A 20005-nucleotide genomic window follows, 5' to 3' on the forward strand; every position below is an offset into this window, starting at 1 on the left:
GCAATCGGCGTGCCGGGGGAACGCCCCGTCCGCCGCCCGGCGGGGCGGCGCCGCCCTCAGTCGGCGGTGGGCACGAGGACTTCCGACGAGCGGCCGGCGAAGGTGAACACCTCCGTCCCCGGGTCCTCGCCCTCGACGTCGGTGATGATGATCTGGCCCGGCTGGATCTCGCCGAACAGGATCTTCTCCGACAGCTGGTCCTCGATCTCCCGCTGGATCGTCCGACGCAACGGACGCGCACCCAGCACCGGGTCGAACCCCCGCTTGGCCAACAACATCTTCGCCCGATCGGTCAACTCGATCGCCATGTCCTTGTTCTTCAGCTGCGCCTCGACCCGCGCGATCATCAGATCCACCATCCTGATGATCTCGTCCTGCGTCAACTGGTGGAACACGATGATGTCGTCGATCCGGTTCAGGAACTCCGGCCTGAAGTGCTTCTTCAGCTCGTCGTTGACCTTGTTCTTCATCCGCTCGTAGTTCGACGCCGTGTCCTGCCCCGACGTGAACCCCAACCCCACGGCCTTCGAGATGTCCGACGTACCCAGGTTCGACGTGAAAATGATCACCGTGTTCTTGAAGTCCACCGTCCGACCCTGACCATCGGTCAACCGGCCGTCCTCCAACACCTGCAACAGCGTGTTGTAGACCTCCTGGTGCGCCTTCTCGATCTCGTCGAACAACACCACCGAGAACGGCTTGCGCCGCACCTTCTCCGTGAGCTGCCCGCCCTCCTCGTACCCCACATACCCCGGAGGCGCACCGAACAACCGCGACGCCGTGTACCGGTCGTGGAACTCGCCCATGTCGATCTGGATCAGCGCGTCGTCCTCACCGAACAGGAACTGCGCCAACGCCTTCGACAACTCCGTCTTGCCCACACCCGACGGCCCCGCGAAGATGAACGACCCCGACGGCCGCTTCGGATCCTTCAACCCCGCCCGCGTCCGACGGATCGCCTGCGACACCGCCTTCACCGCGTCCACCTGGCCGATGATCCGCTTGTGCAGCTCGTCCTCCATCCGGAGCAGACGCGTCGTCTCCTCCTCGGTGAGCTTGAACACCGGGATCCCCGTCCAGTTCGCCAACACCTCGGCGATCTGCTCGTCGTCCACCTCGGCGACCACGTCCAGGTCGCCGTCCTTCCACTGCTTCTCCCGCTCCGCCTTGCGACCCAACAACTGCTTCTCCGAATCACGCAGCTTCGCCGCCCGCTCGAAGTCCTGCGCGTCGATCGCCGACTCCTTCTCCCGACGCACGTCCGCGATCTTCTCGTCGAACTCCCGCAGATCCGGCGGCGCGGTCATCCGACGGATCCGCATCCGCGCCCCCGCCTCGTCGATCAGGTCGATCGCCTTGTCCGGCAGGAACCGGTCGTTGATGTACCGGTCCGCCAACGTCGCCGCCGCCACCAACGCCGAATCCGTGATCGACACCCGGTGATGCGCCTCGTACCGGTCCCGCAGACCCTTCAGGATCTCGATCGTGTGCTCCAACGACGGCTCACCGACCTGGATCGGCTGGAACCGCCGCTCCAACGCCGGATCCTTCTCCACGTACTTGCGGTACTCGTCCAACGTCGTCGCGCCGATCGTCTGCAACTCGCCCCGCGCCAACATCGGCTTCAGGATCGACGCCGCGTCGATCGCACCCTCCGCCGCACCCGCCCCCACCAACGTGTGGATCTCGTCGATGAACAGGATGATGTCCCCACGCGTCCGGATCTCCTTGAGCACCTTCTTCAGACGCTCCTCGAAATCACCCCGGTACCGCGACCCCGCCACCAACGAACCCAGGTCCAACGTGTACAGCTGCTTGTCCTTCAACGTCTCGGGCACCTCGCCCTTGACCACCATCTGCGCCAGACCCTCGACCACCGCCGTCTTGCCCACACCCGGCTCGCCGATCAACACCGGGTTGTTCTTGGTGCGCCGCGACAGCACCTGCATCACCCGCTCGATCTCCTTGGTGCGCCCGATCACCGGGTCCAGCTTCCCCTCCCGCGCACTCGCGGTCAGATTGCGCCCGAACTGATCCAACACCAACGACGACGACGGCGTGCCCTCACCACGACCACCCGACTCCGCCGTCTCCTTGCTCGTCGAATACCCCGACAACAACTGCAGCACCTGCTGGCGGACACGGTTCAGATCCGCGCCCAGCTTCACCAGGACCTGCGCCGCCACACCCTCGCCCTCACGGATCAGGCCCAACAGGATGTGCTCCGTGCCGATGTAGTTGTGACCGAGCTGAAGCGCCTCCCGCAACGACAGCTCAAGCACCTTCTTGGCGCGCGGCGTGAAGGGGATGTGACCCGACGGGGCCTGCTGACCCTGACCGATGATCTCCTCGACCTGCTGGCGGACGCCCTCCAGCGCGATCCCCAACGACTCCAACGCCTTCGCGGCGACACCCTCACCCTCATGGATCAACCCCAAGAGGATGTGTTCGGTGCCGATGTAGTTGTGGTTGAGCATCCGGGCCTCTTCCTGGGCCAGGACAACCACCCGCCTCGCGCGGTCGGTGAACCTCTCGAACATTCGCACTCCCTCCAGAGACAGACCCCCGTTTACTACTGTATCGTATAGTTATCCCAGTGACGGGTTGAGTCTCGACCCGAGTCGGGCGCACCTGGAGGCACCGATGGCACAGGTCCACGACGAAGCGTCCTACCTCGCGCACCTGGCCTCGGTGGGGTCGGCGGTGCACTCGATCGCGCGCGAACCCGACCCGGCGGACCTCCGGCCGGAGCCGGAGCCCCCTCAGCCCCCGGCCACCCGCTCGGCGGACAGCAGCAGGTAGCCGGGCTCCCCGACCGCCAGGCACTCCTCGAACACCGCGACGAACGCGTCCAGCATCCCGGCCCCGTAGATCGGTTCCAGGTCGGCGCGCTGCCGCTGCACGGCGAGCACCATCTCGCGGTGGTGGCGGTCGGTCGCACGGGTGATGTCGAGGTACTCGGTGACGTGGAACCCGGCCGTGCGCAGCAGCGGCGGGTAGTCCTCGACCAGGAGCAGCTCGCTGTTGAGGGCCAGCCTGCGGTACGCCTCCACGGCCGCCAGCCGGCGGCCCGCCAGGGGCCGCTTCGCGAAGAAGTCGGTCAGCACGAAGCGCCCGCCGGCCCGCAGCACGCGTCCCAGCTGCCCGAACACCCGGGGCAGGTCGGGCATGTGCACGATCGACTCGATGGCGAGCACCGCGTCGAACGAGTCGTCCGGGAACGGCAGCTCCAGCGCGTCGGCCACCTCGAAGGCCGCCAGGTCGGCGACGCCCTCGTCGTGCGCCCGGCGACGTGCCGCGTCCACCAGGGCCGGGCTGGTCGCCACCCCGACCACGGTGGCGCCGGTGGCCCGGACGAGCCGGACCGCAGGCATGCCGAGCCCGCACCCCAGGTCGAGGACGCGACTGCCCGGCCCCACGCCCAGCCGTTCGACCATCAGGTCGGTCAGCCGGTCGGTGGCCTCTTGCACGCTGCTCGGGTCCTCCGGCGAGTCCCAGTAGCCCAGGTGGACGTTGACCCCGACCAGGCGGGTGATCAACGGGATCGCGTTCTGGTAGAACTCGACGACCTCTTCCTTGGTCGGCGTGTACGGGGCGACCATGCGGAACCTCCTGTGCGGTAGCGGAAACCGGTCGACGGGCGAGGGCTCAGACGTCCCGGCGGTGCGCGGTCATCGGCAGCGAGTCCACCGGCATGGTGACCGCCGGCTTGGGCCGCGGCGTGCTGCCGGGCACGGGCACCAGCCGCCAGCGCGCGGCGACGGTCGCCAGGCAGAGGATCATCTCGACCCACGAGAACCGCTCCCCCACGCAGCCGTGCACGCCCGTGCCGAACGGCGTGAACGCGCCGCGCGGCACCGCGTCGGAGCGCTCGGGCGACCAGCGGTCGGGGTCGTACCGCCCGGGGTCGGCGTGGATGGCGGGGTTGTGGTTGAGCGCGTGGAAGCTGTAGAGCACCGGCGCGCCCGCCGGGATGCGGTAGCCGCCGAGTTCGACCTCCGCCGTGGTCATCCGGCTCTGGAAGTAGCCCTGGGTCCGGTACCGCAGGGTCTCGGTGAGCACCTGGCGGGTGTAGGGCAGCCGGGGCAGGTCCGCGTACCCGGCGGGCGCGCCCGCGAGCACCCCGTCCACCTCCTCGTGCAGCCGCCGTTCCAGCTCGGGCCGGATGGCGAGTTCGTGGAACGTCCAGGCGAGCGTGTTGCCGATGGTCGTGCTGCCGGCGATGAAGAACGTCATCACCTCGTCGTGCAGCTGCCGGTCGCTCATGGCGGGCTCGCCGTGCTCGTCGCGGGCGAGCACCAGGGTGGACAACAGGTCACCGTGGTCGACGCCGCCGGCGCGGTAGGCGGCGACCACCTCGGCGATGGCGTGCCGCAGGTACGCGGCGGACCGCCGGTACCGGCGGTTCGCGGGCGTCGGCAGCCCGGTGAGCAGTCCGGTCGCGTCGGTCACCCGCCGGAACAGGCCGCCGAGGACGACCGCGGTGGCCGCGGTGAAGCGCGCCCGGTCCAGTGCGGCGCCCTCGGCGAAGATCACCCCGGTGATGTTGGCCAGGGCGAGCTGGTCCATCTCCCACTCCACGGCGAGTTGCCGGCCGTCGTGCCACGACCGCGTGCGCGCCGCCACCCCCGCGCTCACCGACGACGCGTAGTGGGCGATCCGGTCGCGGTGGAAGGCCGGCTGGACGAGGGCGCGCTGCCTGCGGTGGAACTCCCCGTCGGAGATGCCCAGGCCGTTGCCGAACAGCTGCCGGAACCGCTCGGCGATCGGACCACCCCGGCCGAACACCTCGGGCCGGCGCATGACCTCGCGCATCAGCCGGTGGTCGTTGACCACGTACATGGGGGTGCGGCCGAGCCGGATCAGGGTGATCGGCTCGCCGGACTGCAGCGACAGGAAGAAGTCGCCGGGGTCCCGCTTCATCCGCAGGGCGTGCCCGAGCAGCGGCAGGCCACCGGGTGCGGTCCCGGCGACCCGGAGGGTGCTGGTCATCGTTCCCCCTCGGGACAGGACGGCGCCGCACCGCCACACCGGCGGGGGCCAATCTCGGGAGAGTATCGCCTGTGCCGGTATTCTGCTATAACTTGTTCAAGTAAGTATCGGGCACTGGCTGCCCGCCCCCGCGTCCGGGCAGGGCGCACGTGTCCACTTCGGACAACTACTCGGGAGGCGGTCCGATGGTCGACGAGCTGAGGCGGCGGAAACTGGCGAGGGTGCACGGTTCGTTCGACGCGGACCACGACGGCGTGATCGACGAGCTGGACATCACCGCCCTGGCCCAGGTCTGGTGCGAGACCTACGACCTGGCACCGCACTCGGAGCACTGGCGCAACGTGCACCGCCACGCGCACCGGCTGTTCCGGGCGATGCCGAGCAAGCCGAACGACGAGGGGGTCGATCAGGTCAGCCTCGAAGACTGGGTGGCCTGGGCGGACGCCCCCGGGTTCGCCGAGTTCGTCGAGGTGTCCGCGATCCCGTTCAGCATCGCGGTGTTCACCGCGGCGGACAAGGACGAGGACGGCCGCCTCACCGAGGAGGAGATGATGGCCGCGCAGGTGCGGGGCGGCATGTCCGAGGAGGAGGCCCACCGGACGTTCGACCTGCTCGACACCGACGACGACGGGTACGTCACGACGGAGGAGTACGTCGTGGCGGCCAGGGCCTTCTACCTCAGCGACGACCCCGAGGAGCCCGGCAACTCCCTCGCGGGCGACGTGTGAGCACCGCACCACCCACCCGCTCACCGGCTCCGCACCAGGTGGGCTACCAGTAAGTCAACCGTTCGACGTGAGAGGCGACCGGGCGTCCGCGCCCGGTCACCCGGAGCACCACACCCGATTTCGGCGGCCCGACCGCGGCCGCCGATTTCCGCACCCGGATTCCGACCGCGCATTTCCGGCAATCACGTCCGACGGCGGCAATCACGTCCGACGGCGACGGCGGCAATCACGTCCGACGGCGGAGCGCGCATCCGAATTCCACCCGAGGGCGACCTGGTCGCCCGATCAGCGCTTCCGCCGCACGGCACCCGAAAAGGCGACCCGGCGGAATTGCGCTACTCCGCTCCCGGGACGCCGTCGGGGTGCCGGTCCGCGACCAGGGTCAGCACGACGTCGTGCTCCAGCAGCGCCTTGGCGGCGGCGATGGCCTCGGTGAACCCGCCCATCGAGCCGATCGCCCAGGCCACGACCTCGTCGGCGTCGTCCCCGCCGAACCCGGTCTCCTCCAGCTCGACCAGGGTCGTGCCCGCCGACCTGGCCGTGAACCGCAGCTCGAACGTCGTGGGCAGCGGCCCGTTGCGCCACTCGGCCACGAACCGGCGGTCCTGCTCGAACTCCTTCACCCGGACCTGCGCGGAGACGCCGTACATCCCCCACGTCCAGCGCAGCTCCGCGCCGGCGGCCACCGGCCCGGTGCTCTCGGTGAACCAGAACCTCGTCGTGACGGCGGGGTCGGTGAATGCGCGGAACACCTCGGCGACGGGTTTGCGGATCAGCATCGCCGTGGCCACGACCGGGGGATTTTCGAGACGGGAACTGCCCACGGGGCTTCTCCTCCTGCGTTGTCCGCGATCCGCCTGGAGGCTACCGCAGGTGGACAGCGGCGAACCATCGCCACGATCCGATTCACCCCGATCGGGCAAGTGCGGCGCCGTTTCCCGAGTTCACCGCGCCGCGCTCGCGCCGGCGAAGTGGTTGACTACGATAAGATATGGTTCCCGTCGGCGGCGGAGCCGGGACGAAGTGCCCGTGGAGTGGTCGCGCCGCCGGAGGTGGTCCGCGTGTCAGCTCACGAATTCGATCGGGAGTCCAGGTGACCGCTCAGGAACGCAAGACCGACTACGACGTCGTGGTCGTCGGCGGTGGTGCCGCCGGGCTCGGCGGCGCGCTCATGCTCGCGCGCGCACGGCACTCGGTCCTGCTGGTGGACAGCGGGCAGCCGCGCAACGCGCCGGCCGCCCACATGCACGGCTTCCCCACCCGTGACGGCGCGTCGCCGGCGGAGTTCGTCGCGGCGGGCCGGGAGGAGCTGCGCGGGTACGGCGTGGAGCTGGTCGACGCGCGGGCCCGATCGGCCTCGGCGACCGACGACGGCGTCCTGGTCGAACTCGACGGCGGACGCGCGGTGCACGGGCGCAGGCTGCTGGCCGCGACCGGGCTGCACGACGAACTGCCCGAGCTGCCGGGTCTCGCCGAGCGCTGGGGCCGGGACGTGCTGCACTGCCCGTACTGCCACGGCTGGGAGGTCCGCGACCAGCGGATCGCGGTGCTGTCCACCGGTCCTTTCGCGGTGCACCAGGCGATGCTGTTCAGCCAGTGGACCTCGGACCTGCGCCTGCTGCTGCACACCGGTCCCGAGCCCTCCGGGACCGAGGCCGAGGAGCTGGCCGCGCGCGGGGTGGAGATCACGCCGGGCGAGGTCGAGCGCCTGGAGGTGGTGGACGACCGGCTCACCGGCGTCCGGCTGCGCTCCGGGGAGACCATCGCCGTGCGGGCGCTGGTGGCCGGCCCCCGGTTCGCCGCGCGGGCGGACGTGCTGCGCACCCTCGGATTGGTGCCCACCCCGTGGCCCGGGGACGTCGGCGACTACATCGCCGCGGGCGCGGACGGCCGCACGGAGGTGCCGAACGTGTGGGTCGCGGGCAACGTCACCAACCCGGCCGCGCTGATCCTGGGCGCGGCGGCGGCGGGCGCCCAGGCCGCCGTGGCGATCATCGACGACCTGCTCGCCGAGGACACCCGCCGCGCCGTCGAGGCCAGGCGGGCGGGCGCCGCGCCGGCGCGGTAGCCACGCGGCCGGTCAGGGGGCGGCGGGCGCGACCCGGCCGGTCTCCAGCAGGGACTTCATGCCGGCCATCAGGCCGCGCCAGCCCCCGCTGCCCTCCAGCTGCCCGCTGATGGCCTGGTACATCAGGCTGCCCGGCTCGAAGTCGTCGTGGGTGATGGTGAGCAGGACCGCCCGCTCGTCGTCCTGCGGCACGAGGTCGAAGGCCACCTTGGACGGCCGTTCCCGGGTGCGCAGGGCCAGTTCCTCGTCGGACCAGCCGAACAGGACGGCGTGCGACCGCTGGAAGCGGTGCCAGGTGTAGGCGAGCCTGCGGTGGGGCGCGGACTCCAGCACCACCTGTCCGACGTCCTCGGCAGGCCCTCCGGGCGCGTACTGCCACAGCACCGCCGAGCCCACCCGCCAGTCGGATTCGAAGGCCATGCCGAACCAGTAGAGGCGGGTCAGCTCCGGTTCGGTCAGCCCCCGCCAGACCTCGGCCGGTGTGGCGTCGATGCGGATCGTGTAGACGAACTCGGGGCCGCCCATGACGGTCACGCTCCCATTCTCCGGGGTCCGCTCGGGCGCGGCACCGGATCGTCGATACTCACTATCTGTTCCTATAGCAATGTATCGACACCAGGAGGGCCTGACCAGAGCCCGGTGCCGGGTGCGACCCCCTCGCCCGGACGTCGTACCCGGCACCGGGCGGGGCGATCAGACGCGGCCCGCCAGCACGTTGCCCGCGCTGTCGGCTTCGGTGCCGTGGAAGAACTCGCGCAACGCCGCCGCGTGCTCCTGCGCGGTGACGAACCCGTCGCCGTCGGAGTCGAGGCGCTGGAACAACTCCAGCGCCTCCACCTGCCCGACCCCGGCGACGGTCTGGAGGGTCATCCACTCGCTGAGCCCCACCCGGCCGTCGTGGTCGACGTCGCCGAGTTCGAAGGTCGCCTGGCCCAGCGGGATGGCCACGTCGGCCACGAAGTCGGCGTCCTCGTGCCTGGACACCCACTCCTGCTTGCCGATCGCCCGGTCGGCGTCCCCGTCCGCGCCGGCGAGGAGCGACTGCCACAACCTGTTGGCGGCGTCGGTGACCTCGCGCCACTGCCGGGAACCGGGGGTCACGCCGAAACCGACGCACCACCCCTGGACGAGCCGGTCGACGTCCGACTGCGTGATCACGCCGTCCCCGTCGGCGTCGTACCGGTCGAAGTGCTGTTCGTACTTGCGCCGTTGAAGTTCCGTGGCCATCCCGGGCTCCTCGTGGTCTCGCCGTCCGGTCCGCGAGCGCGGTCCTGGGTATGGCTTACCCGTGCGCCCTCGACCCGTCATTGCCCTGACCAGTTAGGAAAAAAGCCCGATCGAGCAGGTGTCGGCCCTGGTGGACGTCCTCTCCGTGTGCCCTCCCCGCGAACTGCGGCCCGGCGTGAGTCACGCGATCGGCGATCCGCCGGAATGCGGGTGCGGCCGGTCCGCCGGAGGTGTCCGGCACACCGGTCGACCCCGGGTCACCCGGGGTCGGGCGACCCGGCCCCGCCGGCGTCCCCGTCGGCCAGCCACAGGTTCGTCAGGTCACCGTTGAGCACCGGGTAGGGCAGCCAGTTGCGGACCCGCGTCGAGTGGAACCAGTACTGGTGTGCGAACAGCACCGGGACGATCGCGCCGTCCCGCAGGACCTCCGCCTCCACCGCGCGGAACAGCTCGCCGGCCCGCTCCTCGTCGGCCGAGGTCAGCGCCGCGGTGAGCAGCTCGTTGACCCGCTCGCTGCGGTAGCGGCCGAAGTTCGAGCCCCAGTCGCCGTCGGCCGGCACGTCGCGGCTGTCGAACAGCGGTTGCAGGTAGGTGCGCGCGTTGTTGCCGTACCAGTCCGGTTCCCAGCCGGTGAGCGCCAGCTCCCAGTCGCCGGTCCGCGCGGAGTCCGCCGAGGAGAAGAACTCCGAGAACAGCTGGTTGATCGACGCCGGGACGAGTTCCACCCGGATGCCGGCCCTGGCCAGCGAGTCGCGCACCGCCTCGGCGGTGGCCGGGTGGATGTCGCGGTCGCGGAAGACCAGCCGCAGCGCCAACCCGTCCGGGTAGCCCGCCCGCGCCAGCAGCTCCCGGGCGCGCTCCGGGTCGCCCCGGCCGCCGGCGGTGCCGTGCGGCCGGGTCTCGCGGTGCGCCAGGCACAGCGGCGGCAGCACCTGGTCGGCGATGTCGTTGAGCCGGGGGCCGCCCCACACCCGCGACACCGCGGCCTTGTCCAGCGCGTAGTGCAGGGCGGTGCGGACCTCCCGCTTGCCGGTCGCGCCGTCCTGGGCGGGACTGGCGAAGTTGATCACCAGGTACGGGCTGAACAGGCCCGCCGGGCAGACCTCCAGCCTCGGGTCGTCGGTCGCGAGCAGGTCGGGCAGCTCCTCGGTGAGCGGCTGGACGTCCCACAGCATGTCGGCCTCGCCGGCGGCCACGAGGTCGTGCGCCGCCCGCTCGTCGAGGCCCTCGCGGACCACGACGGCGTCGACGTGCGCGGCGCGCAGGTCGTCGGTCGCCGGGTCCCACGCCGGGTTGCGGCGCAGCTCGATCCGGACGCCGGGCACGCGTTCGACCACCCGGTAGGGGCCGTTGGCGATGACGGCCCGGTCGAACCCGGGACTGCCCGGCACGAACTCCAGGTACTCCACGGGCGCGGGCGTCGCGAACGGCAGCGCCAGCATGTTGAGGAAGTCGGACATCGGGTACCGGGTGGTGAAGCGGACCTCGGTGTCGTCCAGCGCCACGACGCCGGCGACCGGGGTGTGCTCCAGGCGTTGCGCGACGGCCTCGGCGGTGCCCGGCGCGGCGGCCAGCGCGTCGCGGAACTCGGCCAGGCCCTGGACGGCGTTGAGGTAGTAGGCCAGGCCGGGGCTGGGGGCCAGTGGGTGCGCGAGCCTCTTGATCCCGCGCACCACGTCGTGCGCGGTGATCGGGCGCGGTCCGCCCGGGGCGTCCCACCGCACGCCCTCGCGCAGCGTGAACGCGTACACCGTGCCGCCGCCGGTCACCCGGCCGTTGGCGGCGGTCGGCACCTCGACCGCGAGATCGGCGACCAGCCTGCCCGCCTCCTCCCGGTCCCGGCTCGCGACGTACCCGACGAGCTGCCGGGTGAACGCGCGCAGGATGCCCCTGGTGACCGTGTGGTAGGCCAGCGCCGGGTCGAGGTGGTCGACGTCCCCGGCCCCCACCATGGTCAGCGTGCCCCCGCGCCGGGGCGTCGTGCGCCCGGCCACGTCGTGGGGCAGGTCGAGCGTCTCCCGTCGCACCACGGACGCCACTCCTCCCGGTCGATGTGGTTCGGCGGAGCCCGTCACCCGGTGACGGGTACCGCGCCCAGCGCGGCGCCCAGCGCGGCGATGTGCTCCGGTGTGCTGCCGCAGCAGCCGCCGAGCACCCGCGCGTCGTAGTCGACCCGCCAGCGGCCCAGTCGGGCGGCGAATTCGTCCGGTGCCACGGCCGTGGGCGGCGTGCGGTCGTCGTGCCCCGCCGGGCCGGCCCCGTCGCGCTGCTCCAGGTTCGGGTAGGCGCCGATCACCCCGGCGCAGTTCGCGCGCAGCGCTTCCAGGCAGCGCTCGGTGCGGTCGGGCGACGTGCAGTTGACCAGCACGGCTTCCGCGCCCTCGCCCTCGGCGACCCGGGCCGCCTCGCCCAGGTCCTCGCCCGACAGCAGCTTCGCGTCGTCGCCGCAGACGAAGGCGACCCACGCGCGGGCGCCGACCGCGCGGGCCGCGCCCAGCGCGATGCGCGCCTCCCGCACGGTGTTCATCGTCTCGACGAGCAGGAGGTCCACCCGGGCCCGCACCAGCTCGGTGGCCAGCCAGAGGTGCTCCTCGCGCAGTTCGTCGTCCGAGGGCACCAGGTCCGGCCGGTAGCAGTCCTCGACCGGCGCGACGGACGCGGCCACCAGGGCGTCCGGTCGTTCGGCGGCCTGCCGCGCGGCCTGCGCGACCCCGACCGCGGCGTGCACCATCCACCCCAGACCCGCGGCGTCCAAGCCGTTGGCGCGCAACGCCCGCAGGTTGCAGCGCATCGTGGCGGCGGTGATCACCCGCGCGCCCGCCGCCAGGTACCGCTCGTGCACCCCGCCGAGCACCCTCCGGTTCGCGTCGGTCAGCAGGGCCTTCGTGGTCCACCACGGCGGTCGCACGGGGAGCCCGCCCCGCTGGACCTCCGTCGCCAGGCCGCCGTCGAGCAGCGTCGTCCCGTCCACCCCGCTCAGCTCCTCTCCGCGCACGCGGCCGCCGCGATCGCGGCGGACAGGTCCTCCACCAGGTCGGCCGGGTCCTCGATGCCGAGGGACAGCCGCACCAGGTTGTCCACGACCCCGGTCCGCAGCCGGGTCCGCCTGGGCACCGGGCGGTGGCTCATCGACGCCGGGCACTCGATGAACGACCGCACGCCGCCCAGGCTCACCGCGGCGGCGAACAGCTCCGTGCCGCGCATGAGGCGGTCCACGTCGCCCAGGTACTCGAAGCTGACGATCGAGCCGGGCGCCGACATCTGCCGCGCCGCCAAGGCGGCCTGGGGGTGGTCGGGCAGGCCCGGGTAGTGCACCGCGCCGACGGCGGGCGAGCCGACCAGCACGTCGACCACCGCCCGCGCGTTCGCCACCTGGCGCGCCATTCGCAGCGACAGGGTCTTCACGCCCCGGCGCACCAGGAAGCAGTCGAGCGCGCCGGGCACCCCGCCCACCACCGTCCGGTGCCGCACCAGCCGCTCGTGCAGCGCCGGGTCGTCCACCACCACCGCGCCGCCCAGCACGTCGGAGTGGCCCGAGATGAACTTGGTCGTGCTGTGCAGGCTGAGGTCCGCGCCGGCGGCGAGCGGTTGCTGGAGCGCCGGGCCCGCGAACGTGTTGTCCACCAGCAGGAGGCCGCCCCGGTGGTGCGCGGCCTCGGCGATCGCGGCGATGTCGGCGATCTTCATCAGCGGGTTGGTCGGGGTCTCCACCCACACCAGGTCCACGTGGTCGGACAAGGCGGCGGCGGCCTCGCCGGCGTCGGACAGGTCGACCTGCCGGACGTCCACCCCGGCCGCGCGGCACAGGTCGAACAGCGCGTGCGTGCCCCCGTATACGTCGTCCGAGGCGAGCACCCGGCCACCGGGCGGCACCAGCGACAGCACCGCCGCCGCGGCCGCCTGCCCGGACGCGAACGCCACCGCTCCCCGCGCGTCCTCCAACGCCGCGAGGCACGCCTCCAGGTCTTCCCGCGTCGGGTTCTCGCCGCGTCCGTAGAAGTACCGCGCCGGGTCCTGGTCGTACCGGTCGTAGGTGGCCGCGACGTGGATCGGCGGCACCACGTCGCCGGTGCCGAGCCGCGTCCGCAGGCCCTCGTGCACCAGCTTCGTGTCGAACCGCATCCGGCGGCTCACCGGGTCGTCGCCCGGCGGCGGCCCTCGGGCCGGGCGGGGCCGGACTCGGTGGCTGTCACGGGACCTCCCGCCATCGGGTGTGGGTGCGCCGGGCGTGCGCCGGGCTCGCGGCCGGACCGGGTTCGACCGGCGACGATCGTTCCGCCGCTCCCCCGACCGTATCAGTAGCTATTCCTTCTTAAAGCAGGTAAACGGGTGAACGGGACCGTCCTCAGCGGACACACCCTGACCCGACACCTCGGACCGCACCGCTTGCCCGGCCTCCCACCGGGCATTACATTTAGCAACGTATATCGAACCGGAGGTCTGATGGACGAACCGGAGGTACGCGCCTACCTGCGGTTCGGCCTGCGCCTGGGCAGGCTGGCCGACGGCGTGGTCGACTGCTGGTTCGGCGACCCGGCCCTGCGCCGCGAGGTGGAGGGCGAACCCCTCGCCCGGCCGGCGGACCTCGCCCGGGAGGCGACCGGGCTGCTCGCGCGCGTCGCCGACAGCGGCCTGGCCCCGGAGCGCAAGCGCTACCTGCGCGCGCACCTGGTGGCCATGAGGTGCGCCGCGCTGCGGATGTCCGGCGAGCCGGTGTCGTTCCACGACGAGGTGCGGGCCTACTTCCGGGTCGACGTCGCGATGGGCGACCAGGACCACTACGCCGAGGCGCACGACGAGCTGCGCGCGCTGCTGCCCGGCACCGGCGACCTGCGCGACCGGCTGGAGCGGTTCCACGAGGACAACACCGTCGGTCCCGAGCACCTCCAGCGCGCGGTGCAGGCGGTCTCCGACGCGCTGCGCTCCCGGGTCCGCGCCCGGCACGGGCTGCCGGAGCGCGAGCACGTCCGCTACCGGGTCGTGCACGAAAAGCCCTGGCACGCCTTCAACCGCTACCTGGGCGACTACCGCTCGGAGGTCATGCTCGACTCCCGGGCCGGCCGCAACCTCGGCGCGCTGCCGCTGCTGGCCACCCACGAGTCCTACCCCGGCCACCACACCGAGCACTGCCTGAAGGAAGCCGGGCTGGTCGCCGGCCGGGGCGCGGACGAGCACGCGCTGGTGCTGGTCAACACGCCCCGGTGCCTGGTCTCCGAGGGCATGGCCGAGGTGGCGCTGGACGCCTGCCTCGGCGACGGCTGGGGCGCGTGGACGTCGGCGGTCCTGGCCGAGCAGGGGGTGCGGGTGCAGGGCGAACGGGTCGAGGCGGTGATGCGCTCCTGGTGGAAGCTGATGGGCGCGCGCCAGGACGCCGCGATCATGCTGCACGACCGGGGCGCGTCGGCCGAGGAGGCCGCCGCGCACCTGGGCCGGTGGCTGCTGGTGCCCGAGCAGCGGGCCGGGCACATGGTCGAGTTCCTGACCGATCCGCTCTGGCGGGCCTACACCGTCGGCTACGTCGAGGGCAGGCGGCTGGTCGCGGCGTGGCTGGCCGCCCGGACCGACGACGAGAGCGCGGGCGACCGGTTCGACCGGCTGCTGCGGACCGCTTTCCTGCCCGACGACCTCCGGGTGCGGGCCGCGACCGGTTCACCCGGTCGGGGTGTGCGGGCGGTTGTGCCCACCACGCCGCTGTGGCAGCCTTTGGCCGCCGCCGGGCCGGTCGAGGACCGTGCCGCCGATGCGATCAGACCGTCCACTCGGGACGCCGCAGGAGGGCCGAGGACATGAGCGCGAACGAAGACCACGACTTCCCGCCGATCTGGCCGAAGGGCGCCGACCCGGAGTACGTCGCCGCGCGGACCGGACTGGCCAAGGCCGAGCGGGCGCTGCGGGACCGGGTGGAGGAGGTCGCCGCCGCCCGCCGGGCGATGCCGCCCGGCCCCGTGCTGGGCGAGTACGAACTGGCCGAGGACGGGCCGGGCGGCCCGGTCCGCACACCGCTGCGGGACCTGTTCGGCGAGCACGACACCCTGTTCACCTACCACCTGATGTTCGCGCCGGACGCCGAGGCGGCGTGTCCGATGTGCTCGCTGTGGGTCGACGGGCTGCGCGGCGTCACGGCGCACCTGGCCCAGCGCACGGCTTTCGTGGTGATCGCCAAGGCCCCGTTGGAGAAGCTGCGCGCGTGGGCGGCGCTGCGGGGCTGGGGCGGGCTGCGGATCCTGTCGAGCCACGGCACGACGTTCAACGCGGACATGAACGCCGAGCACCCCGACGGCGCGCAGCGCCCCATGGTGAGCGTGCTGCGCAAGGACGGCGACGCGGTGCGCCACTTCTACTCGTTGCCCGCCAACCACCTCGACGGCTCCGAGCGCGGCATCGACCTGCTCAGTCCGGTGTGGAACGTGCTCGACCTGCTTCCGCAGGGGCGGGGCGACTGGTACGCGGACAACGACTACGTGCTCGACGAGCGCGGCACCCGGACGGCCCCTTCCCAGTCCAATTGAAATTGATATAGCTTGGTGGACGTCCACGCCGTCGCACGGAGGGACCGACCGTGGCTTCCAGCACCGACCTCGCCACCGCCTCCTGGGAGCGGGTCCGGGAGATCTTCCCCCTCGACCCCGCGACCACGCACCTGAACACCGGCACGGTCGGCGCGACGCCGCACGAGGTCGTCGACACCTACGAGCGGGTCACCCGGGAGTGGACCGGCAGCCTGGCCAACATCTACCCGCCCACCCTGTACCCGGAGTACCGCGCGCGGATCGCCCGGGACTTCGGGGTGGACCAGGACGAGATGGTCATCTGCCACAACTCCACGGAGGGGATCTCCCGCATCATCGCGGGCCTGGACCTGGGGCCCGACGACGAGGTGCTGACCACCTCGCACGAGTGCTTCTCCGTGCTGTCGAACCTCAACCTCGCGCACAACCGGCACGGCGCGCGGATCACCATCGTCACGCCGCCCTCCGGCCCGGACGTCACCACCGAGCAGCTCGTGGCGCTGTTCGAGGACGCCATCACGCCGCGCACGTCGGTGATGGCGTTCGCCGCGACGACCCTCTACACCGGCACCCGGATGCCCGTCCGGGCGCTGTGCGACCTCGCCCAGCGGCACGGCATCGTCACCGTGGTCGACGGCGCGCTGCTGCCGGGCATGGTCGACGCCGACCTGCGCGCGCTCGGCGTCGACTTCATGTCGGGCTCCGGCTCGAAGTTCCAGTGCGGCCCGCTCGGCACCGGCCTGCTCTACGCGCGCAACAAGGTCTTCCCCGAGCACAACCCGCTGCCGCTGCCCGCCTTCTGGCCGGTGATCTCCACCTGGTACCCGCTCGTGGGCGACATGCCCAAGCGCACCCGGACCTCCGTCGAGACCGCCAACATCGGCGACTACCTGCAGAGCGCCGGCAGCGCGAACATCGGCCGCGCCGCCGCCCTGGCCAACGCGTGCGACATCTGGAACCGGATCGGCCGCCGGCGCATCGAGCAGCGGGTGCTGGAACTGGGCTGGTACGTCAAGCAGCGGGTGGTCGAGAACTTCGGCGAGCGGGCGCTGTACTCCCCGCTGGCCGACGCCGGCCTGCACGCGCCGATCGTGGCGTTCAAGCCGTTCCGCGCCCCCGAGGACGCCTGGAACATCAACAAGATCATGGAGTTCGTCGACCGCCTGGAGAGCGTGCACGGCATCTGGATCAGGTGGGTCGAGTTCGAGGTGCCCGGGTCGCCGCACATCCACTACGCGGCGCGGATCTGCACCCACCTGTTCAACCACCACGACGAGATCGACCGCGCGCTCAAGATCATGGTCCAGCTGGCCGACGAGTTGTCCTGACCCACCCGATCCTGGAGGTCACGAGCAGAATGAGCAGCACCGAACCGCGGCGCGGGGGCACTCTTCGGCTCTACGGGCCGGGCAGCATGGACCACGTCGACCCGGCGTCGGCCTACTACGCCCTGGGCCACCAGGTCATCCGGCTGTTCGCCCGGCAGCTGTTCACCTACCCGGCGGTCGCGGACCTGCGGGACTGGCGCGCGATCGCGCCGGTGCCGGACCTCGCGGTCGAGGTGCCGACGACCTACAACGCCGGGTTGACCGTGAACCACCTGACCTACACGATCCGGCTGCGCCCCGACGTGCTGTGGGACACCGCCCCGCCGCGCCCGGTCACCGCCCACGACGTCATCCGCGGCTTCAAGCGGATGTGCAACCCCGTGTGCGGCGCCGGTGCGATCCGGTACTTCACCAGCACCATCCGCGGCATGGCCGAGTTCGCCTCGGCGTACGCCGCCGCCGTCCCGCACGCCGACGCGACGCCGGCCGAACTCGCGGCGTTCCAGAACGGGCACGAGATCGACGGCATCCGCGCGCTCGACGACCGGACCCTGGTGTTCGAGCTGGTCCGGCCCGCCTCCGACTTCCTGAACATCCTGGCGATGCCGTTCGCCTCGGCGGCGCCGGTCGAGTACGACGGGCTGGTGCCCGACGGGCCCGACTTCCGCCGCGAGGTCCGCTCCAACGGCCCCTACCGGCTGGTGGACTACGACCACGGCAAGTTCCTGCGAATGGAGCGCAACCCGGTCTGGGCCAAGTCGAGCGACGCCGTGCGCAACCAGCACGTCGACGCGGTCGAGGTCACGATGGAGCACGCGGACCCGGCCGCGGTCCGCCGCAGGATCGTCTCCGACGAGGCCGACCTGTCCTGGGCCTCGCCGGTGACCGAGCCCTACGGGACCAACCCCACCCACCCGGGCAACGACCTCGGCTACGCGCTGAACCCCTACGTCGTGTTCAACACGGTGAGCCCGAACAACGGCGGCGCGCTGGCGCGGCCGGAGGTCCGGCGGGCGCTCGCGCACGCCCTGGACAAGATCGCGATCCTGGACATCTACGACGAACTCGCGGCGGGCACGGTGATGCGCCCAGCGCGGTCGGCGATCCCGCCGGGCAACGACGGGTACGTGCCCTTCGACCTGTACCCGACGCCCGGCGACCGCGGCGACCCGGACGCGTGCCGCCGGCTGCTGGCCGAGGCGGGCTACCCCGACGGTCTGGTGCTGACCTTCCTGCACCGCGACGTCGACGCGAACCCCGGCGTGGCCAAGTCCTTCGCCCGCGACCTGGAACGGGCCGGGGTCACCGTCGAGCTGCTGCCGCTGGGGCACGCCCACTACTACGCCTACCTCCAGGACCCGTCGCACGCCGAGGCGGGCAGCTGGGACCTGAGCGCGCCCTCGTGGACGCCCGACTGGTTCGGCGACAACGGGCGCTCGTTCCTCCAGCCGATGTTCCAGACCAACCGGACGCGGGGCACCAGCAACTACGGCTGCTACAGCAACCCGGCGGTGGACGACCTGATCGAGGAGGCCCTCGCCACCACCGACCACGAGCGGTCCTACCGGATGTGGCACGAGATCGACGTGCGGGTCATGCGGGACGCGGCGATCGTGCCGATCCTGGAGCACGCGCCGACCATCCCGCACCTGACCGGCAGGCGGATCCGCGACGCGATCCCGATGCCCACCATCGACCGGTGGTTCGACCTGTCCAACGTGTGGCTGGAGGAGGCGCCGTGACGACCGCTCCCACGACCGTCCCGGTGGTGCGCTCGCTGCCCTCGCCGGGCGCCTACCTGTGCGGCCTGACCTGGTCGGGCGGCGTGCTGTGGCACTCCGACCAGGACGCCGGGCGGATCTGGGCCGTCGACCCCCGGCGCGGCGAGGTGCTGCGGGAGCTGGAGTGCGGGCGCGTCCGCGCGGACCTGACCCACCACGACGGCGTGCTGTGCCAGGTCGGCGGCCGGCCCAAGCGGATCGTGCTGGTCGACCCGGTGTCGGGCGAGGTGGTGGGCACCAAGCCGGTGGACCCGCCCAGCGGGCGGCTGTGCGGGGTCGAGGCGGGCGCGGCGGGCGTGTGGATGTGCCTGCGCGAGCCGGCGGTGCTCCAGCTGCGCGACTTCGAGACGATGACCGTGCAGCGGGAGATCCCGGTCGTCGGGTCGCCGTCCGGTCTGACGTCGGTCAACCGGATGGTGGTGTACGCGGAGTTCGAGACCGGCCTGGTGCGCGTGGTGGACACCACCGCCGGGCAGATCATCGGCACCGCGCGGGTCGAGGGCAAGCCGACCGGGATGGCGTGGGACGGCTACAGCATCTGGTACTGCGACTTCGCCGCCCGCCGGCTCAAGGCGATCCGGCTGGACGACCTGCTCAACGGGCAGCGGTGGGGCTGACCCGTCACGACGGGTTGTTCCGGCCCCACCGGGCCAGCAGGGCCAGCGGCTCGTGCAGCCGGCGGCCGAGCGGGGTCAGCCGGTAGTCGCGACCCCGCTCCACCACACCGCTGCCGCACAGCGCGTCCAGCCGGTCGGCCAGCAGCTCGCGGTCCATGCCGGGGATGCCCGCCAGCAGCTCCTCCTCGTCCGCCGGGGCCACCAGCAGCTCGCGGACCACGAGCAGGCTCCACAGGTCGCCCACCACGTCCAGGCCGGCCGCCAGCGCGCAGAACTGGCGGTCGTCGTTTCCGCTCGGCACGGGCATCAGCTCCTCGACTCCCCGCGCGTCACGTCATCGCCCCCGCCTCGTAGGGGACCAGCGCCCTGGACAGCTCGTCCGGGACGCGGACCGGCAGCACCCCGTCCTCGGTGCGGCGCAGGCAGGACACGGCCTGCCGGCCCCGGGCCACCAGCCGGCCGTCGCGGCGGAACTCGTAGTCCATCTCCACCCGGTTGCCGCGCGAGCCGCGCAACCGCATGCCGATCTCGATCTCGTCCAGCGCGTAGGACTCCGCGAAGTACTCCATCGAGCAGGACACGGTGACCAGCGCGAGGCCGCCCGCGCGGACCTCGCGCAGCACGCCGGGCGCGTGGTCGGCCAGGAACGCCTCCCGGCAGTGGCCCTGCCAGTGCAGGTAGTGGGCGAAGTAGACGTTGCCCACGAGGTTGGTCTCGTCGAACATGACCCGGTGCCGGAAGATGTATTCCCGCAC

The 20005-nt window shown here is 72.0% G+C and carries 19 protein-coding genes; 8 read left to right on the plus strand and 11 right to left on the minus strand.

Annotation, left to right across the window (positions count from 1 at the left end; all coding sequences use genetic code 11):
- Positions 1–56: 56 nt before the first annotated feature.
- Positions 57–2540: an ATP-dependent Clp protease ATP-binding subunit gene (locus AC0HI0_RS15655; RefSeq protein WP_480933083.1), complete on the minus strand. Its 2484-nt coding sequence runs from the start codon at positions 2538–2540 to the stop codon at positions 57–59.
- A gap of 103 nt (positions 2541–2643) precedes the next feature.
- Here AC0HI0_RS15655 and AC0HI0_RS15660 point away from each other — a divergent pair, with 103 nt between their 5' ends.
- Positions 2644–2802 carry a hypothetical protein gene (locus AC0HI0_RS15660; RefSeq protein WP_480933084.1) on the plus strand — a complete coding sequence of 53 codons (159 nt, stop codon included), beginning with the start codon at positions 2644–2646 and terminating at the stop codon, positions 2800–2802.
- Here AC0HI0_RS15660 and AC0HI0_RS15665 read toward each other — a convergent pair.
- Positions 2763–3602 carry an SAM-dependent methyltransferase gene (locus tag AC0HI0_RS15665; RefSeq protein ID WP_480933085.1) on the minus strand — a complete coding sequence of 280 codons (840 nt, stop codon included), beginning with the start codon at positions 3600–3602 and terminating at the stop codon, positions 2763–2765. The genes AC0HI0_RS15660 and AC0HI0_RS15665 overlap by 40 nt on opposite strands.
- A 46-nt stretch (positions 3603–3648) precedes the next feature.
- A complete protein-coding gene (locus tag AC0HI0_RS15670) occupies positions 3649–4992 on the minus strand; it encodes a cytochrome P450 (protein ID WP_480933086.1) in 1344 nt (447 codons plus the stop codon).
- A gap of 185 nt (positions 4993–5177) precedes the next feature.
- On the opposite strand from AC0HI0_RS15670, the gene AC0HI0_RS15675 reads away from it, so the two are divergent.
- On the plus strand, positions 5178–5720 hold the full coding sequence (locus AC0HI0_RS15675) for an EF-hand domain-containing protein (RefSeq protein WP_480933087.1): 543 nt from the start codon (positions 5178–5180) through the stop codon (positions 5718–5720).
- 335 nt (positions 5721–6055) lie between these two features.
- Here the strand turns inward: AC0HI0_RS15675 and AC0HI0_RS15680 are convergent, their stop codons facing one another.
- Positions 6056–6544 carry an SRPBCC domain-containing protein gene (locus tag AC0HI0_RS15680; RefSeq protein WP_480933088.1) on the minus strand — a complete coding sequence of 163 codons (489 nt, stop codon included), beginning with the start codon at positions 6542–6544 and terminating at the stop codon, positions 6056–6058.
- A gap of 269 nt (positions 6545–6813) precedes the next feature.
- Between AC0HI0_RS15680 and AC0HI0_RS15685 the strand changes: the two genes are divergently transcribed.
- Positions 6814–7788, plus strand: coding sequence for an NAD(P)/FAD-dependent oxidoreductase (locus tag AC0HI0_RS15685; protein ID WP_480933089.1), 975 nt, complete (start codon positions 6814–6816; stop codon positions 7786–7788).
- A gap of 12 nt (positions 7789–7800) precedes the next feature.
- On the opposite strand, the gene AC0HI0_RS15690 is transcribed toward AC0HI0_RS15685, so the two are convergent.
- The 5 genes from AC0HI0_RS15690 to AC0HI0_RS15710 form a co-directional block, all read right to left on the minus strand.
- On the minus strand, positions 7801–8313 hold the full coding sequence (locus tag AC0HI0_RS15690) for an SRPBCC family protein (protein WP_480934308.1): 513 nt from the start codon (positions 8311–8313) through the stop codon (positions 7801–7803).
- A gap of 168 nt (positions 8314–8481) precedes the next feature.
- Positions 8482–9015 (minus strand): EF-hand domain-containing protein, encoded by a 534-nt coding sequence (locus AC0HI0_RS15695; RefSeq protein WP_480933090.1) that lies wholly within the window; start codon positions 9013–9015, stop codon positions 8482–8484.
- A gap of 257 nt (positions 9016–9272) precedes the next feature.
- A complete protein-coding gene (locus tag AC0HI0_RS15700) occupies positions 9273–11045 on the minus strand; it encodes an ABC transporter substrate-binding protein (protein ID WP_480933091.1) in 1773 nt (590 codons plus the stop codon).
- 41 nt (positions 11046–11086) lie between these two features.
- On the minus strand, positions 11087–12010 hold the full coding sequence (locus AC0HI0_RS15705) for a homocysteine S-methyltransferase family protein (RefSeq protein ID WP_480933092.1): 924 nt from the start codon (positions 12008–12010) through the stop codon (positions 11087–11089).
- Entirely contained in the window at positions 11992–13137 is a 1146-nt protein-coding gene (locus tag AC0HI0_RS15710; protein WP_480933093.1) for a trans-sulfuration enzyme family protein, read from the minus strand. The genes AC0HI0_RS15705 and AC0HI0_RS15710 overlap by 19 nt, the downstream gene beginning before the upstream one ends.
- A 321-nt stretch (positions 13138–13458) precedes the next feature.
- On the opposite strand from AC0HI0_RS15710, the gene AC0HI0_RS15715 reads away from it, so the two are divergent.
- From AC0HI0_RS15715 to AC0HI0_RS15735, 5 genes are read left to right on the plus strand one after another with little or no spacing between them, the layout of a single operon-like run.
- Positions 13459–14805: a DUF885 domain-containing protein gene (locus tag AC0HI0_RS15715; protein WP_480933094.1), complete on the plus strand. Its 1347-nt coding sequence runs from the start codon at positions 13459–13461 to the stop codon at positions 14803–14805.
- Positions 14802–15524: a DUF899 family protein gene (locus AC0HI0_RS15720; RefSeq protein ID WP_480933095.1), complete on the plus strand. Its 723-nt coding sequence runs from the start codon at positions 14802–14804 to the stop codon at positions 15522–15524. The genes AC0HI0_RS15715 and AC0HI0_RS15720 overlap by 4 nt, the downstream gene beginning before the upstream one ends.
- A 50-nt stretch (positions 15525–15574) precedes the next feature.
- Complete coding sequence (locus AC0HI0_RS15725; protein ID WP_480933096.1) at positions 15575–16852, plus strand: aminotransferase class V-fold PLP-dependent enzyme; 1278 nt, start codon at positions 15575–15577, stop codon at positions 16850–16852.
- A gap of 29 nt (positions 16853–16881) precedes the next feature.
- Entirely contained in the window at positions 16882–18594 is a 1713-nt protein-coding gene (locus AC0HI0_RS15730; RefSeq protein WP_480933097.1) for an ABC transporter substrate-binding protein, read from the plus strand.
- On the plus strand, positions 18591–19250 hold the full coding sequence (locus AC0HI0_RS15735; RefSeq protein WP_480933098.1) for an NHL repeat-containing protein: 660 nt from the start codon (positions 18591–18593) through the stop codon (positions 19248–19250). The genes AC0HI0_RS15730 and AC0HI0_RS15735 overlap by 4 nt, the downstream gene beginning before the upstream one ends.
- 4 nt (positions 19251–19254) lie before the next feature.
- On the opposite strand, the gene AC0HI0_RS15740 is transcribed toward AC0HI0_RS15735, so the two are convergent.
- Both AC0HI0_RS15740 and AC0HI0_RS15745 read right to left on the minus strand, forming a co-directional pair.
- Entirely contained in the window at positions 19255–19551 is a 297-nt protein-coding gene (locus AC0HI0_RS15740; RefSeq protein ID WP_480933099.1) for a winged helix-turn-helix transcriptional regulator, read from the minus strand.
- Between the two features lie 28 nt (positions 19552–19579).
- Positions 19580–20005, minus strand: a complete 426-nt coding sequence (locus AC0HI0_RS15745) for an acyl-CoA thioesterase (protein WP_480933100.1) — start codon at positions 20003–20005, stop codon at positions 19580–19582.

The sequence above is a fragment of the Saccharothrix sp. NBAS 001 genome (assembly GCF_056640475.1).